This is a genomic window from Amycolatopsis sp. NPDC058340 (genome assembly GCF_042723975.1).
In the GTDB taxonomy this organism is placed as follows: Bacteria; Actinomycetota; Actinomycetes; order Mycobacteriales; family Pseudonocardiaceae; genus Amycolatopsis.
In genome coordinates this window covers 51895-65321 of record NZ_JBHXIB010000005.1, presented here as the reverse complement: position 1 = coordinate 65321, position 13427 = coordinate 51895, and the positions used below count along the sequence as shown (strand labels likewise).

Sequence of the window (13427 nt, the reverse complement as noted above, 5' to 3'; positions counted from 1 at the left end):
TCCGCTGTTCCGGTCCGTCGCCGGAACAGACGAGTTGCGTACGGCGGGGCTGGGCTCAGCCGAATCCCACGCTGACAAAGTCCCCCGCTGTTCCGGTCCGTCGCCGGAACAGACGAGTTGCGTACGGCGGGGCTGGGCTCAGCCGAATCCCACGCTGACAAAGTCCCCCGCTGTTCCGGCGTGTTGCCGAAAAACGACGACAGGCGAGTTGCGCACGGAGGGCGTCGCCGGTCCTGCCAGGCCGGGGGTCGCTGTAGCGGATCTGGTGCCGTGTCTCCGGTTCCGGGTCAGGAGACCGGCGGCGCGGGATTCAGTCGCCGACAAGTCCGTCATCGCCGAAAAGCGACGACAGCCCGAAGCAACCTCTCAACACTCCACCCACGGTCTGACCCCGGAAATCGGCCCCTGAACCGATCCGCACAGCCACCACCGACGGCACGCTCACAAGCATGGAAACCGTCTTCCCGGGCCGCCGCATCGCCGCGGTCTCGATGATCCTCGGCCCGCTCCTGCTGCTCACCGGAACGCTGCTGCGGTCACCCTTCGACTTCTTCTTCCCCGAACAGCTGAGAGCGATGAGCGAGCATCCGGCGCTGATGAGCGCCGCGTACACGTGTTTCCTGGCGGGCAATGTCGTGCTGTGGCCCGCGATCGTCGCGCTCGCCACGAAGATCGGCCGGACCAGGCCTGCCTTGGCCGCTTGGGGTGGTTTGTTCGTCCTTTTCGGACTCTTCGAGCGGACCTTCCACGCCGGGATCGACCAGGCCGCGCAGGGGCTCGTCGAGCACCGTGGCGCCGGTTTCACCGAGAGTGTGGTCAGCGAGTCGTATCAGGACCTGCACCTGTTCAGTTTTCTGTCGTTCACGATCATGTTCGGCTGGTACGTGCTCGCTTTCGCCGCCTATCGGGCGAAAGTGCTCGGTGTCGCCGGGTCGATCGGGCTGGCGACGATGGGGCTTCTGCCGCTCGGTGTTCTGAAGGGCGCCGAAATCGTGTCGATCATCGGTACCGCCGGACTTTGTCTCGCGTTGGTTCCGGCCGGTGTCCGCGCATTACTGGAAAGTCCCAAACCGAGCCGCCGGACGCTGTTGTTCGCGGCGATCGCCGTTCCTGTTCTGGGCGGCCTCGCCTTGACCAGCGCACTTGGCTGAGCTCAGGCCAGCCGCGCGGATGCTTTCCTGTCACCGGATTCGTGTTCGTTCCCCGCCGGGAGGCAGCTCATCAGCAGTACGACACCGACAGCACCGAGAAGCATGTGCCCGGCGAGGATGCACAGCCCACAGAATCCGATCCACAATGAGATCTTCATTCTCAGAGGGTAGGGGCATTCCCGGGGAAGGGGCCCGAACTTGGGAAAGACTTAAGGTCTCCTTTGGGAAAAGGGTCTGTCCGGCGTACGCGCGTAATGCACCACCAGAGACACCGTCGCGGCCAGGAAGACCACCTGCATGAGACTCCGCGGAACCAGTTCGTCCATCGTCGAAGTCACCGGCCCGTGCAGGGCCTTGTACACGTTCGCCGGGAACATTCCCAGCAGCAACAGCGTCAGCCCGGCGGACGCCCACGGCGCGGTGCGCGACCACAGCATTCCCGCGGCGCCCGCGAGTTCGAGGACACCGGTGACGGTGACGAGCAGCTCCGGCGCGGGCAGCGCGGGCGGCACCATCGCGACGAGTTCCTCGCGCAGGCCGATGAAATGCGCGAGACCGGTGGTGACGAACAGTGCCGCGACACCGCCGCGCACGGCGACCGGCCAGGGCTTGAACCGCCGGACGCCGAAGACGCCCAGCAGGAACAACGTCGCCGTGACGCCGATCAGCATCAGTACGGGTGCGAGACCGGGATCCATGACTTCACCTTCCAGGCAAGCGAATCTTTCCACTGACAAGATGCGCGCTTGCCCGCCATCTTGTCAATGACTAGATTCGTCGTCATGAGTCCCTACCACCACGGCGACCTCCGCCGGGCCGTGCTCGACGCCGCCGTCGCGGCCATCACCGAACACGGCCCGGCGGGGATCAGCCTCCGCGACCTCGCCCGGCGCGCGGGGGTCTCGCACGCCGGGCCGGTGCATCATTTCGGCGACAAGGCCGGGGTGCTCACCGCGCTGGCCGCCGAGGGGTTCGACCTGCTCGCGGACGCGCTCGCGGCCGAGGGCGACCGGGGCTTCGTCGAGGTCGGGGTGGCGTACGTGCGCTTCGCGATCGAGCATCGCGCGCATTTCGAGGTGATGTTCCGCCCCGAGCTCCACCGTGAGGACGACGAGGCGCTGACCACCGCCCGTGACCGCGCGGGGGCTTTGCTGACCAGCGGCGCGTCGTCGGTCAGCGACGACGCGATGGCGGGCGTCGCCGCGTGGTCGTTGATGCACGGTTTCGCGAATCTGTGGCTCACCGGCGCGTTGCGCGCCGAACTCCAGGAGGATCCGGACACCGCCGCCCGCGCGATCGCCCGGATCCTGTTCCCGTGATCAAACCTGCGCGGTGGGCATCACGGTGACCTGCTGAAGGTTCACCCGCGCCGGGAGCGAGGTCAGGAACGCCACGGTCTCGGCGATGTCCTCCGGCTTCAGCCAGGTCAGCGTCTCGCGCGCGCCGTCCAGCCACTCCAGCGCTCCGGCGTCGGTGACGTGCCCCTGCAGTTCGGTCTCGACCAGGCCAGGCTCGATCGCCGCGACCCGCACCCCCTTCGGACCGAGGTCGGCGCGAAGGTTCTTCGACAGGTGCGTCACGTATGCCTTCGAAGCGACGTACACGGCGAAGGAGGGGAAGACGGCCTGCGCGCCGATGGACGAGGTGTTCACCAGGTCCGCGACACCCTTTTCGGCCGCCGAAGCGACCAGATGCGGGACGAAGGCGCCGATGGCGTTCATCAGCCCGGTCATGTTGACGTCGATCATGCGCTGCCAGTCGCCGGTGGCGAGTTCGTCAATCGGCGCTGCCAGCATCACGCCGGCGTTGTTGAACAGCAGGTCCGCGCGGCCCAGTTTCGCTTCGACCTCGGCCGCCGCGGCGCGCATCGCCTCGGCGTCGGCGACGTCAGCCGCGAGTACGAGCGCGGTGCCGCCGTCCCGTTCGATCTCCTTGGCCAGGGTTTCCAGCCGGTCGGCCCGCCGGGCGACGAGCGCGACCGCCGCACCGGAGGCGGCGAGCCGCCGGGCGGCCGCTTCGCCGATCCCGCTGGACGCTCCGGTGACGACGGCGACCCTGTTCGCGTGCGGTGCCTGGGAGTTCGTCATCTCTGTTTCTCCTAAGTGGACTCGGGGTGACGAGTCCAGAAAACCGGGCCGCGCACGAAGCCGACACGGTCTGTTCAGCCTGGGTCCGGCAGTACCAGTCAGGCCGCGCGGAACTGTTACGTGTTCATCGAGTTCCGCGGACACGGACCGGCCAGCGTGACCCGTATGCGAATCCGATCCCTCGCGCTCGCGCTGACCCTGATGACGGCGACCGCGGCCCCCGCGGCGGCCGTCATCGGCGGCGCCGAGTCCACCACGCCCTACGACTTCATGGTCTCGCTTCAATACGACTCGCCTCGCCCGGACGGCCATCGGTGTGGAGCGGTGCTGATCGCGCCCCAGTGGGCGGTCACCGCAGGCCATTGCGCCAACACCCCGAACGGCGCGACGGCGGGCGTCCCCCGCGGCTGGAAGGTCCGCGTCGGCTCGCTGGACACCACCACCGGCGGCGAGGTCACCGACATCGACAAGTTCTACCGGCGTCACCTCTCCTACAACCCGCCCGGTGAGGACATCGCGCTGCTGCACCTGCGCGAACCGGTACGGGCCAAGCCCATCCGGCTCGCCGGCAGCTCCCCCGCCGTCGGAACCGCCGTCCGCATCCTCGGCTGGGGCGCGGCTTCGACGGGCTGCGGCGACTTCGCCGACCCGAAGTGCTTCCCGGGCAAGCTGCGCGAAGCGGACACCGAGGTCGTGCCGCTCAACCGCTGCTGGGACGACGACGGGAGCACCCTGCCGTTGTGCGTCGGCCGCACCGATCCGCCGGTCGGCCCGGGGACGACGGATTCCGGAGGGCCCGCCCTGGTCCGTTCGGGTGACGGCTGGGCGCTGGCCGGAACGGTCATCGGGCCGGGTATCCGGGGCGCCGACTTTCCCGACATGTACACCGACGTCGCGAAGAACTCGGCCTGGATCAACGGCGTCGTGACCGGAACCGACGTCCCGCCGGACGACCCCGGCCCGAACGTGGAGGGAACGGCCGCGGTGGGCGACTGCGTCGGCGCGGTGGTGCGTGCGGTCTCCGCGCGTCCCCACGACCCGGCACTGGCGCTGACCAACGGTCACTGCGTGCCGAGCGGGCGTCCCGCCCCGGGGAAGGCACTGGTCGACCGGCCCGCCGACCTGCCCCGCCCGGTCACCATCGCCGGCCGGGACGGCTACCCGAAGAGCAGCGCCCGCGCCACCCGATTGGTGTACGCGACGATGACCGGCACCGACATCGCGCTCTACCGGCTGGACAAGACCTACGCGCAGCTGGCCAAGGAAGGCGCGAAGGTCTTCCGGCTGGCCACCACCCCGATGCGTGCCGGGGACCGGCTGCTCATGGCCTACGCGAGCGGCCGCCCGCGATGCACGATCGAGGCGGTGGTGCCGCATCTGCGTGAGGCCGGGTACCAGCACGACGACGCGGTCCGCTACGCCCCGAGCGACACCTGCGCGAGCAGGCCCGGCCGCTCCGGCTCGGCGCTTTTGACCCTCGACGGGAATACGGTGAAGGGCATCAACAACACCCACAACCGGGACGGTGGGCGATGCACCGAGGGCAACCCGTGCGAGGTCGGCCGGGACGGCACCGTGACCGCGGTGCAGGGCCGCGGCTACGGCCAGCAGGTCAACCGGATCTCCGCCTGCCTGGCCAAGGGCTCACGGCTCGACCTGTCCCGCCCCGGCTGCCGTCTGCCCGCCTGACCTGCGACGAAGTGCGCGGAAAGAAAAAAACCGGAAAGATCGCCGTCGCTGTCGAATCGGCGGGTCGCCCTTCGTATAGGGAGTGAAAGTCCGCACGAACGAGGAGGACGCCATGACCCAGTACCTGATCAGCCTCTACCACCCCGACGGCCCCCTCCCGCCGCCGGAGTTCCTCGAAACGGTGACGCGCAAGATCCAGGCGCTCAACGACGAGATGAAGACCGCGGGGGTGTGGGTGTTCGCCGCCGGCCTGCACCCGCCGACCACGGCGACCGTGCTGCGCGCCTCGGAGAACGGCCAGATCGCGACGCTCGACGGCCCGTACCTCGAAGGGAAGGAACATCTCGGCGGTTTCACCATCGTCGAGGTGCCGGATCTGGACGCCGCGCTCGACTGGGGCCGCCGGATCGCCGAGATCACCTATCTCCCGGTCGAGGTCCGGCCGTTCCAGGGTGTGGAAGACCCTTCGTGCGTGCCCTGACCTCCGAAGACATCGGCCGCGTCTTCGCACAGGAGTACGGCCGCGCGGTATCCGTGCTGGTCCGCGTCTTCGGCAGCATCGACATCGCCGAAGACGCGGTCCAGGACGCCTTCGCCGAGGCGGTGGACCGGTGGCCGTCCAGCGGTCCACCGCCGAGTCCGGCGGGCTGGATCATCAAGACCGCCCGCAACAAGGCCGTCGACCGGTTGCGCCGGGATGCCGCGCGCGACGACAAGCACGCCCAGGCCGCGCTGCTCAACGCGGACAGTGAACCAGTGGAGGAGGGCCCGGTGCGCGACGACCGCCTACGGCTGATCTTCACCTGCTGTCACCCCGCGCTCGCCGTCCCCGCGCAGGTCGCGCTGACGCTGAAACTGCTGGGCGGGCTGACCACGGCCGAAATCGCGCACGCGTTCTTCGTCCCCGAGACGACGATGGCCCAGCGGCTGGTCCGGGCGAAGGGCAAGATCCGCGACGCGAAGATCCCGTATCGCGTGCCCGGCGACGCCGACCTGCCGGATCGGCTGCGTTCGGTGCTCGCCGTGATCTACCTCGTGTTCAACGAGGGTTACGCGGCCACCTCGGGTGAGCGGCTGGTGCGGGAGGACCTGTGCGCCGAGGCGATCCAGCTCGGCAGGCTGCTGGCGGGCCTCATGCCCGACGAGCCGGAGGCCACCGGGCTGCTGGCGCTGATGCTGCTCACCGAGTCGCGCCGCGCCGCCCGTACCGGTGAGGACGGCGACGTCGTGCTGCTGGCGGAGCAGGACCGGTCCCGGTGGGATCGGGCGCTCATCGCCGAAGGGCAGGAGCTGGTCCGCGCCTGCCTGCGCCGGAACCAGCCGGGGCCGTACCAGATCCAGGCGGCGATCAACGCCGTCCACAGCGACGCCGCCGACACCGCGAGCACGGACTGGCCGCAGGTCGTCGAGCTGTACGACCTGCTGCTCGCGATGAATCCGACGCCGGTCGTCGCGCTCAACCGGGCCGTCGCGGTCGCCGAGGTCCGCGGCCCGTCGCTCGCGCTCGACGTGATCGACGCCCTCGATCTGGAGGGATACCACCTGTACCACGCCATCCGCGCCGATCTGCTGCATCGCGCGGGCCGCACGGCGGAAGCCGCCCAGGAGTACGAAGAGGCGATCCGGCAGGCGGGCAACAGTGCCGAACGACGGCTGCTGGAACGAAAACTGGCCGTGCTCAGTCGTTGATCAGCCGTGCCGGGCCGGGCCCCTTGGCGGCGAGGACGTCACCGGGGTTCACCAGTACGCACTGGTCGAAGGACAGGCAGCCGCAGCCGATGCATTCGGTGAACCGGTCCCGCATGCACTCCAGCTGCTCGATGCGCTTGTTGAGTTCGGCGCTCCAGCACTGGGAAGCCCGTTGCCAGAACGCGTGGTCCGGCGCGGCGCCCTCGGGCAGGAAGTCGAGCACGCCGCCGATGACCTCCAGCGGGATGCCGAGATGGTGCGACGCGCGGATGAACGCGACCAGGCGCAGCGCGCTGCGCGGGTAGCGGCGCTGGTTTCCGCTGGTCCGCCTGCTGCTGATGAGGCCCTGTCGTTCGTAGAAGCGCAGGGCGGAGGTGGCGACACCGCTGCGCCGGGACAGCTCCCCGATGGTGAGTTCGGCCGGGAGTTCGGACATGTCCATGATCCTAGCTTGACTTCAACCCTTGTTTAAGTTTCATGCTGGAGTCATGACAGTACAGGGGACCTCCGAAATGACCATCCACAAAGGACATTGGCCGACGCCGGACGGGACGACCGTCGTGGTGGCACGCGAATGGCCGGACGCCGACGCGGCACGGGCGGCGTTCAAAAGCCACGAAGGGCTCGTTTCCTTCACCGCGTACGAAGGTATCGACCACGACGGCGCCTTCACCTACGAGCAGTGGACCAGCGAAGACGCCATCCAGGGTCTGGACGGCGCGCCCGTGTTCCAGCTCTACCGCGGACAGCGCGGCGAAGGGACACCAGGCTGCCTCGTGATCGTCTCGGTCGAGTTCGAAGGCCCCGACGAGCGGCGGCAGCGTGACTGGATCGACCTCGTCTTCGAAGCGCTCGCGTCGGAACCCGCCCGGCCGGAAGGCGGGATCTCGGGGTTCTTCCACGTGAGCACCGACGGGACCAGGGTGCTGAACTACGCCGAATGGGCGAGCGCCGAAGCCCACCTCGCCGCGCTCGCGGCCCCGGGCGCCGACGGCATCGGGACGACGGACGCGTGGAAGAAGGTGCAGACCTACCCGGGCATGTCGGGCGGGTCGGTCAAGCGGTACCGCCCGGTCTTCTCGGCGGTGGCGGCATGAAGCCGATCCTGGTCGCCGGCGCGACGGGCAACGTGGGTTCGCAGGTGGTCGCCCAGCTGCGGGCGAAAGACTTCGAGGTCCGGCCGCTGAGCAGGAATCCACCACCGGGCGGCGTCCGCGGCGATCTGGCGGAACCGGAAACGATCGCTCCGGCACTCGACGGCGTCGACACCGTGTTCTTGATGCTCTCGGGCGCCGCCGAGGCCCTGATCCCCACGGTGTCGTTGCTCGGGGAGCAAGTGAAGCGCGTGGTGTTCCTTTCCTCGGGCGCCGTCGACGATTCGCTGGCGGAGCAGGACAACGCCATCGGCGCCTGGCATCGCACCGTCGAGGAGGCGATCGAAGCCGCGGGCGTGGAGTGGACCTTCCTGCGGCCGCACGCGTTCGCGGCCAACACCCTCGGCTGGGCGCCGTCGATCCGCGCGGACGGCGTCGTCCGCGGCGCGTACGGCGAGGCGTCGATGCCGCTGATCCACGAGAAGGACATCGCCGCGGTGGCGGTCGAAGCGCTGACCGGCGCCGGGCACGCGGGGACCAAGTACACGCTCACCGGCACGCGGCCGATCACGCAGGCCGAGCAGGTCCGCGTCATCGGCGAGGCCGCGGGCCGCCCGGCGCGCTGGGAGGAGATCCCGCTCGAAGAAGCACGTGCCGCGCTGCTGACCACGATGCCGGACTTCGTCGTCGACACGATGCTGACCGGATTCCGGGGTCTGGTGGCGAAACCGGGCGAGGTCACCTCGACCGTCCAGGACGTCACCGGCAGGCCGGGGCTGGACTTCGAGGTCTGGGCGGCCGATCACGCCGCGTCGTTCCGCTAAACTCGGCTTCGTGTCGACACCGGTTCATGCCGCGGTGGTCCACTAACCGCCGTTCCTGACCTTGTCCCCCGACGAGCAACGCCCGCGGGGTCTCTTCGCCGCGGGCGGATCCAGGAACGGAAACCATGAACCTCCTGTCCACAAAGGACGGTGGTCGGCGCTGGCTGACCACCGTCGGCACGAAAATGCCCGGAAACGTCGTCCCCGTCGACGATCGCGTCACCGCCGGCGAGGCGTACCGGCTCGCCGCGGGCGGCACCGGTCTCGCCTGGTACGGCGACTTCCCGGGCGCGCGGAACCTCCTCGCCGCGATGTCCCGCCGGTGCGGTACTGCGGCCGGGAAACCCTTCCAGGAGCAGCGGAACCATCGGTCACGCCGGGCGCGGATCCTCGGCAGGCTGCTGGTCCCGCTGGATCCGGGCCACGTCCTGCCGTTGCGCCGCGCGCCCGACATACGCGACGCGTGCACCGAGGTCTACGGGCCGTCCGGCGCCGCGTCGCTGGTGTCCTTGCGCGAGCTGCTCGGCGTCATCGGCGCGCACGAATGGCGCGTGAAGGGCGTCGAAATCCCGGCGCTCGGCGCGAAAATCCATCCGCATCACGGAGTCTTCTCCCCCGTCCGCGGCGAGTACGTCGATCTGGTGGCGCGAACTCCGTTGCCCGCCAAGGAACTGGCGTTCGACATCGGCACCGGTACCGGCGTGCTCGCCGCGGTCCTCGCGCACCGGGGCGTCGAACGCGTGGTGGCGACGGACAACGAACCGCTCGCGCTGGCCTGCGCCCGGGAGAACTTCGATCGCCTCGGTTTCAGCGGAATCGAAACCCTTGAGGCGGACGTGTTCCCGCCGGGCCGCGCACCGCTGATCGTCTGCAATCCGCCCTGGCTGCCCGCCCGGGCGCACACCCCGCTCGAACGCGCCGTCTACGACCCCGGAAGCCGGATGCTGAAAGCGTTCCTCGACCGGCTGCCCCGGCACCTCGATCCCGGCGGGGAGGCGTGGCTGATCCTGTCCGATCTCGCCGAACTGCTGGGCCTGCGCACACGCGGAGAACTCCTCGACGCTTTCGAGCGGTCCGGCCTCGAAGTCCGGGGCCGGGAGGACATCCGGCCGAGGCATCCGCGGGCCGACGCGAAGGAGGTCACCTCGCTGTGGCGGCTCACAACCCGAGCAGCGCCCGTGCCTGACTGATGAACACGCGGGCGGCGGGGCTGACCGGCCCCTCCGTCCGCCAGGCCAGCGCCAGTTTCGCGCGCAGCCCGGCCGGCCGTGTGATCTCCATGGCGTGCAGCTTCGTGTAATGCGTCGCCAGCGACATCGGCACCACGGCGACGCCGAGCCCGCGCCCGACCAGTTCGGCGACGACGTTCGGATCGCCGGCCTCCAGCGTCACCCGTGGCCGCGCGCCGTCGGCGAGGAACGCCGCGTCGACGATCGCGCGCATGCCGGTGCCCTTCGGCAGGCTCACCAGCGACCGGCTCTCCAGCTCGGACAACGTGATCGTGGCCTGTCCGGTGAGCGGATCGTCCGGCCCGGAGACGGCGACCAGCGGCTCGTCGAGGACGACTTCGAGGCCGATCCCCGGCGGCGGTTCTCCGGAGACCCCGATCAGCGCGACGTCGAACCGGCCGTCGGCGACGCCCGCGAGCAGGACGTCGGAGGTCGCCTCGGCGAGCGTGATGTCGACGGCCGGATGACGCTCGTGGAAGCGCGCGAGCAGATCCGGCAGGTTGACCGGGCCACGTGAGGACACCATGCCCATCGCGACCTGGCCGCGGACCAGCCCGGTGAGATCGTCGACCGCCTGCCGCACCCCGGCGACGGCGGCGAGCGCGGCCCGCGCGTGCGGGAGCGCGGCGGCGCCGACCTCGGTCAGCCGCACCCCCGCCCTGGCCGACCGGTCGAGCAGCGGCTGCCCGAGCTCGCGTTCGAGGCGGCGGATCTGCGCGCTGACACCGGGCTGCGCGACGTGCAGCCGCTCGGCGGCGCGGGTGAAATTCGCTTCTTCGGCCACCGCGACGAAGTATTCGAGCTGACGCAGTTCCATAACAGATGATTCTAGTTGCCAGACGAACCAGATCTTGGACTTCTGGCCGAATCGAGATCACGCTGGTGCCATGACCACGATGCTCCGCTCCGGTGACCCGGACTACGACAACGAACTCGCCGGTTTCCAGACCGCGGTGCCCCGCCGGCCCGACGTCATCGTGCCCGCCGCTTCGGCCACCGACGTCGTCGAGGCCGTCCGGTACGCCGCCGAGCACGATCTGCCGATCGCCGTCCACTCGACCGGCCACGGCATCGGCGTCCCCTTCGAGGGCGGCGTCCTCGTCACCACCCACCGCATGACCGGGATCCGGATCGAGGGCGGCGTCGCACGGGTCGACGCGGGTGTGCGCTGGGGCGCGGTCATCGAGGCGGCCGCGAAGCACGGGCTCGCGCCACTGAGCGGCTCCTTCCCTGGCGTCGGCGTCGTCGGCTACACCCTCGGCGGCGGGTTCAGCCTGCTCGGCCGCAAGTACGGGCTGGCCGCCGACCAGGTGACCGCGATCGAGGTCGTGACCGCCGACGGCGAGCTCCGCCGCGCCACCCCGGACACCGAAAGCGACCTGTTCTGGGCGCTGCGCGGCGGCCGCGACAACTTCGGGATCGTCACCGCGCTGGAGTTCCGGCTGGTCCCGGTCACCCGGCTGTACGGCGGGAGCCTGCAGTTCGGCACCGAATCGCTGTCCGCGGTGCTCCACGCCTGGCGCGACTGGGCGGCGGACCTGCCGCGCGAGATGACGTCGTCGCTGGGCATGGTCCCGATGCCGGATCTGCCGATGGTGCCCGAGCCGCTTCGCGGGCAGCACGTCGCGCAGATCCGCATCGCCTACCTCGGCGAGGCCGCCGAGGGCGAACGCCTGGTCGCCCCACTGCGTGCCGCCGCCCCCGTACTGGGTGACACGCTCGCCGAGCTCCCCTTCACCGAATCGGGGAAGATCGCGAACGAGCCGCCGTTCCCGCACGGCTACCGCGCCGACAACGTCACCGTGCCCGAACTCGACGACACGATGCTCGACGCGATCCTCGAACACGCGGGCCCCGGCGCCCCGGTGCCGACCGTCGTCCTGCTCGACCTGCTCGGCGGCGCGCTGTCCGACCCGCCCGAGCACCCCGGGGTCGGCTGGGACCGTGAGGCCCGCTTCACCGTCCGGGCGCTGTCCGTGGTGGACCACGCGAGCATGACCGAGATCAAGGCGGCCCACTGGAAGCTGTTCGACGCGCTGAAGCCCAAGTCGACCGGCAAGCTCCTGACCTTCGTCTACGGCGACAGCGGCGCCGGCGACGAAGCGGCCAAGGTGTACTCGCCGTCCGATCTGCGGCGGCTCGCCGAGGTCAAGGCGGCCGTCGATCCGGCGAACCGGTTCCGGCTGACCCACAACGTCGAACCCGCGCGTGACGCTGGGTGATCTCCGAAATCCGCTGGTAGGAGGCCCCCGGCCGGGGCGAGGGCGCAGACGGCGGCCCCCGTATACTTCCGGGCCGATACCGCCATTAGGGGGCACTGTGCGCACTTTGGACCATGACGAGTTCCTCGCCATGCGCCGGTTCCCCGCGCTCGACGGGCTGCGCGCGATCGCGGCCACCATCGTGATCCTCTTCCACTTCGCGGGTCCGAAGTGGAGCTGGCTGTCCGGCTGGGTCGGTGTCTACATCTTCTTCGTGCTGTCCGGTTTCCTGATCACGACGCTGCTGCTGCGTGAGCAGGACCGGACCGGCCGGATCTCGCTTTCGGCGTTCTATCTGCGGCGGGTGTTCCGGATCCTGCCGCCGTACCTGGTGATCCTCGGCGGGATCATCGTGTTCGTGTGGCTGCGCGGGGAGTTCTTCACCCGCGAGTTCCCGCACGCGCTGAAGTACTACCTGACCTTCTTCAACGAGTTCTTTCCCGCCAGCAGCCCGAACGGCCCGGACAACTTCTTCAGCGGCTCGTGGACGCTGGGCATCGAGGAGAAGTTCTACCTGTTCTGGCCGTTCCTGCTGGTGGTCGCGGGCGCCGTCGGGCTGGCCGCGGCCTGGCGCAAGCTCGCGCTGGCGTTCGCCGCGTTCGCGCTGATGGCCGGGCTGGTGGGGGTCACCAGCGGCTGGGTGCTCAACGGGCCGCAGGTGCCGATCTACCGGTCGACCGTGCACTACGCGATCCTGCTGATCGGCTGCGTGCTGGCGATCGCGATGCACTACCGCCGGTCTTACGCGGTGATCAAACCGCTGACCCATCCGCTCGCGGCGATCCCGGTGTTCGGCGCCTTCGCCGTACTGCACGTCAACATGGAAAGCCTGTGGTGGGAGACCGGCAGCAACCTCGGCCTGCTGATCGCCTACGGCCTGCTCTCGGCGATGCTGCTGGTGGTGCTGGTCTCGCCGGGGCCGCTGCGCTGGCTGCTGGCGACGAAGGTGATGCGGTTCGTCGGTGAGCGCTCGTACTCGCTCTACCTGCTGCAGGGCCCGGTGCACTTCGCCGTGGTCGCGGCGATCCCGCCGCTGGGCGAGCACCGGATGATCAGCGCGCTGACCGTGTTCGCGGTCGGGCTCGCGATCGCGGATCTCATCCACCGCTGGGTGGAGCAGCCGATGATCCGCACCGGCAAGAAGCTGATCGCGCGCCGCCAGGAGCGCAAGGCGCTGCGTGCGGCCGAAGCCGAACTCAAGCGGCCGAACGCCGTCGAAGCCCCCAGCGGCGCGCGCTGACCTCCCGCGTTTCGTCCTCTGGATGCGGTAGTTGCACGCGCAAGTACCGCGTCGGTGCAGCTGGTCGTGGGGTGGGGGGGTGGGGGGGTTGTGCGCAGCACCACAAACACCCCCACCGCCCCCCCCCCCCAGCACGTACACGCAACAAAACGTCATGAGAGGC

General features: G+C 69.7%; 15 protein-coding genes. 10 read left to right on the top strand and 5 right to left on the bottom strand.

Annotated elements, in window-relative coordinates:
• Positions 1-449: 449 nt before the first annotated feature.
• On the top strand, positions 450-1151 hold the full coding sequence (locus ACFWIW_RS08560) for a hypothetical protein (RefSeq protein ID WP_378367841.1): 702 nt from the start codon (positions 450-452) through the stop codon (positions 1149-1151).
• A 2-nt stretch (positions 1152-1153) separates the two neighbouring features.
• On the opposite strand, the gene ACFWIW_RS08555 is transcribed toward ACFWIW_RS08560, so the two are convergent.
• Both ACFWIW_RS08555 and ACFWIW_RS08550 read right to left on the bottom strand, forming a co-directional pair.
• Positions 1154-1309, bottom strand: coding sequence for a hypothetical protein (locus ACFWIW_RS08555; protein ID WP_378367840.1), 156 nt, complete (start codon positions 1307-1309; stop codon positions 1154-1156).
• Between the two features lie 51 nt (positions 1310-1360).
• A complete protein-coding gene (locus ACFWIW_RS08550) occupies positions 1361-1849 on the bottom strand; it encodes a DoxX family protein (RefSeq protein WP_378367839.1) in 489 nt (162 codons plus the stop codon).
• 84 nt (positions 1850-1933) lie between these two features.
• Between ACFWIW_RS08550 and ACFWIW_RS08545 the strand changes: the two genes are divergently transcribed.
• Complete coding sequence (locus ACFWIW_RS08545; RefSeq protein WP_038508071.1) at positions 1934-2470, top strand: TetR/AcrR family transcriptional regulator; 537 nt, start codon at positions 1934-1936, stop codon at positions 2468-2470.
• Here the strand turns inward: ACFWIW_RS08545 and ACFWIW_RS08540 are convergent, their stop codons facing one another.
• Positions 2471-3238: an SDR family oxidoreductase gene (locus ACFWIW_RS08540; RefSeq protein ID WP_378367838.1), complete on the bottom strand. Its 768-nt coding sequence runs from the start codon at positions 3236-3238 to the stop codon at positions 2471-2473. It abuts the gene before it with no gap.
• A gap of 165 nt (positions 3239-3403) precedes the next feature.
• On the opposite strand from ACFWIW_RS08540, the gene ACFWIW_RS08535 reads away from it, so the two are divergent.
• The 3 genes from ACFWIW_RS08535 (at position 3404) to ACFWIW_RS08525 (ending at position 6616) form a co-directional block, all read left to right on the top strand.
• A complete protein-coding gene (locus ACFWIW_RS08535) occupies positions 3404-4927 on the top strand; it encodes a trypsin-like serine protease (RefSeq protein ID WP_378367837.1) in 1524 nt (507 codons plus the stop codon).
• Positions 4928-5039: 112 nt separating this feature from the next.
• On the top strand, positions 5040-5408 hold the full coding sequence (locus ACFWIW_RS08530; RefSeq protein ID WP_240599580.1) for a YciI family protein: 369 nt from the start codon (positions 5040-5042) through the stop codon (positions 5406-5408).
• Positions 5396-6616 (top strand): RNA polymerase sigma factor, encoded by a 1221-nt coding sequence (locus tag ACFWIW_RS08525; RefSeq protein WP_378367836.1) that lies wholly within the window; start codon positions 5396-5398, stop codon positions 6614-6616. The genes ACFWIW_RS08530 and ACFWIW_RS08525 overlap by 13 nt, the downstream gene beginning before the upstream one ends.
• On the opposite strand, the gene soxR is transcribed toward ACFWIW_RS08525, so the two are convergent.
• Complete coding sequence (soxR, locus tag ACFWIW_RS08520) at positions 6606-7052, bottom strand: redox-sensitive transcriptional activator SoxR (RefSeq protein WP_240599578.1); 447 nt, start codon at positions 7050-7052, stop codon at positions 6606-6608. The two genes, ACFWIW_RS08525 and soxR, sit on opposite strands and share 11 nt — an antisense overlap.
• A 52-nt stretch (positions 7053-7104) precedes the next feature.
• Here soxR and ACFWIW_RS08515 point away from each other — a divergent pair, with 52 nt between their 5' ends.
• The 3 genes from ACFWIW_RS08515 to ACFWIW_RS08505 all read left to right on the top strand — a co-directional run bounded on the left by ACFWIW_RS08515 (position 7105) and on the right by ACFWIW_RS08505 (position 9724).
• Complete coding sequence (locus tag ACFWIW_RS08515; RefSeq protein WP_378367835.1) at positions 7105-7713, top strand: hypothetical protein; 609 nt, start codon at positions 7105-7107, stop codon at positions 7711-7713.
• Positions 7710-8534 (top strand): NAD(P)H-binding protein, encoded by an 825-nt coding sequence (locus ACFWIW_RS08510; protein WP_378367834.1) that lies wholly within the window; start codon positions 7710-7712, stop codon positions 8532-8534. The genes ACFWIW_RS08515 and ACFWIW_RS08510 overlap by 4 nt, the downstream gene beginning before the upstream one ends.
• Positions 8535-8659: 125 nt before the next feature.
• Positions 8660-9724, top strand: a complete 1065-nt coding sequence (locus ACFWIW_RS08505) for a methyltransferase (protein WP_378367833.1) — start codon at positions 8660-8662, stop codon at positions 9722-9724.
• Here ACFWIW_RS08505 and ACFWIW_RS08500 read toward each other — a convergent pair.
• Positions 9693-10580, bottom strand: a complete 888-nt coding sequence (locus ACFWIW_RS08500) for a LysR family transcriptional regulator (protein ID WP_378367832.1) — start codon at positions 10578-10580, stop codon at positions 9693-9695. The two genes, ACFWIW_RS08505 and ACFWIW_RS08500, sit on opposite strands and share 32 nt — an antisense overlap.
• A gap of 70 nt (positions 10581-10650) precedes the next feature.
• Between ACFWIW_RS08500 and ACFWIW_RS08495 the strand changes: the two genes are divergently transcribed.
• A complete protein-coding gene (locus ACFWIW_RS08495; RefSeq protein WP_378367831.1) occupies positions 10651-11985 on the top strand; it encodes an FAD-binding oxidoreductase in 1335 nt (444 codons plus the stop codon).
• Between the two features lie 97 nt (positions 11986-12082).
• Complete coding sequence (locus ACFWIW_RS08490; protein WP_240599572.1) at positions 12083-13264, top strand: acyltransferase; 1182 nt, start codon at positions 12083-12085, stop codon at positions 13262-13264.
• Positions 13265-13427 lie beyond the last annotated feature (163 nt).

Bases quoted from the DNA above. Each gene is read 5' to 3' on its own strand.
- ACFWIW_RS08505 (WP_378367833.1), top strand. From the start codon at position 8,660: ATGAACCTCCTGTCCACAAAGGACGGTGGTCGGCGCTGGCTGACCACC.
- ACFWIW_RS08510 (WP_378367834.1), top strand. From the start codon at position 7,710: ATGAAGCCGATCCTGGTCGCCGGCGCGACGGGCAACGTGGGTTCGCAG.
- ACFWIW_RS08540 (WP_378367838.1), bottom strand. From the start codon at position 3,238: ATGACGAACTCCCAGGCACCGCACGCGAACAGGGTCGCCGTCGTCACC.
- ACFWIW_RS08535 (WP_378367837.1), top strand. From the start codon at position 3,404: ATGCGAATCCGATCCCTCGCGCTCGCGCTGACCCTGATGACGGCGACC.
- ACFWIW_RS08495 (WP_378367831.1), top strand. From the start codon at position 10,651: ATGACCACGATGCTCCGCTCCGGTGACCCGGACTACGACAACGAACTC.
- ACFWIW_RS08550 (WP_378367839.1), bottom strand. From the start codon at position 1,849: ATGGATCCCGGTCTCGCACCCGTACTGATGCTGATCGGCGTCACGGCG.
- ACFWIW_RS08555 (WP_378367840.1), bottom strand. From the start codon at position 1,309: ATGAAGATCTCATTGTGGATCGGATTCTGTGGGCTGTGCATCCTCGCC.
- ACFWIW_RS08530 (WP_240599580.1), top strand. From the start codon at position 5,040: ATGACCCAGTACCTGATCAGCCTCTACCACCCCGACGGCCCCCTCCCG.
- soxR (WP_240599578.1), bottom strand. From the start codon at position 7,052: ATGTCCGAACTCCCGGCCGAACTCACCATCGGGGAGCTGTCCCGGCGC.
- ACFWIW_RS08500 (WP_378367832.1), bottom strand. From the start codon at position 10,580: ATGGAACTGCGTCAGCTCGAATACTTCGTCGCGGTGGCCGAAGAAGCG.
- ACFWIW_RS08515 (WP_378367835.1), top strand. From the start codon at position 7,105: ATGACAGTACAGGGGACCTCCGAAATGACCATCCACAAAGGACATTGG.
- ACFWIW_RS08545 (WP_038508071.1), top strand. From the start codon at position 1,934: ATGAGTCCCTACCACCACGGCGACCTCCGCCGGGCCGTGCTCGACGCC.
- ACFWIW_RS08560 (WP_378367841.1), top strand. From the start codon at position 450: ATGGAAACCGTCTTCCCGGGCCGCCGCATCGCCGCGGTCTCGATGATC.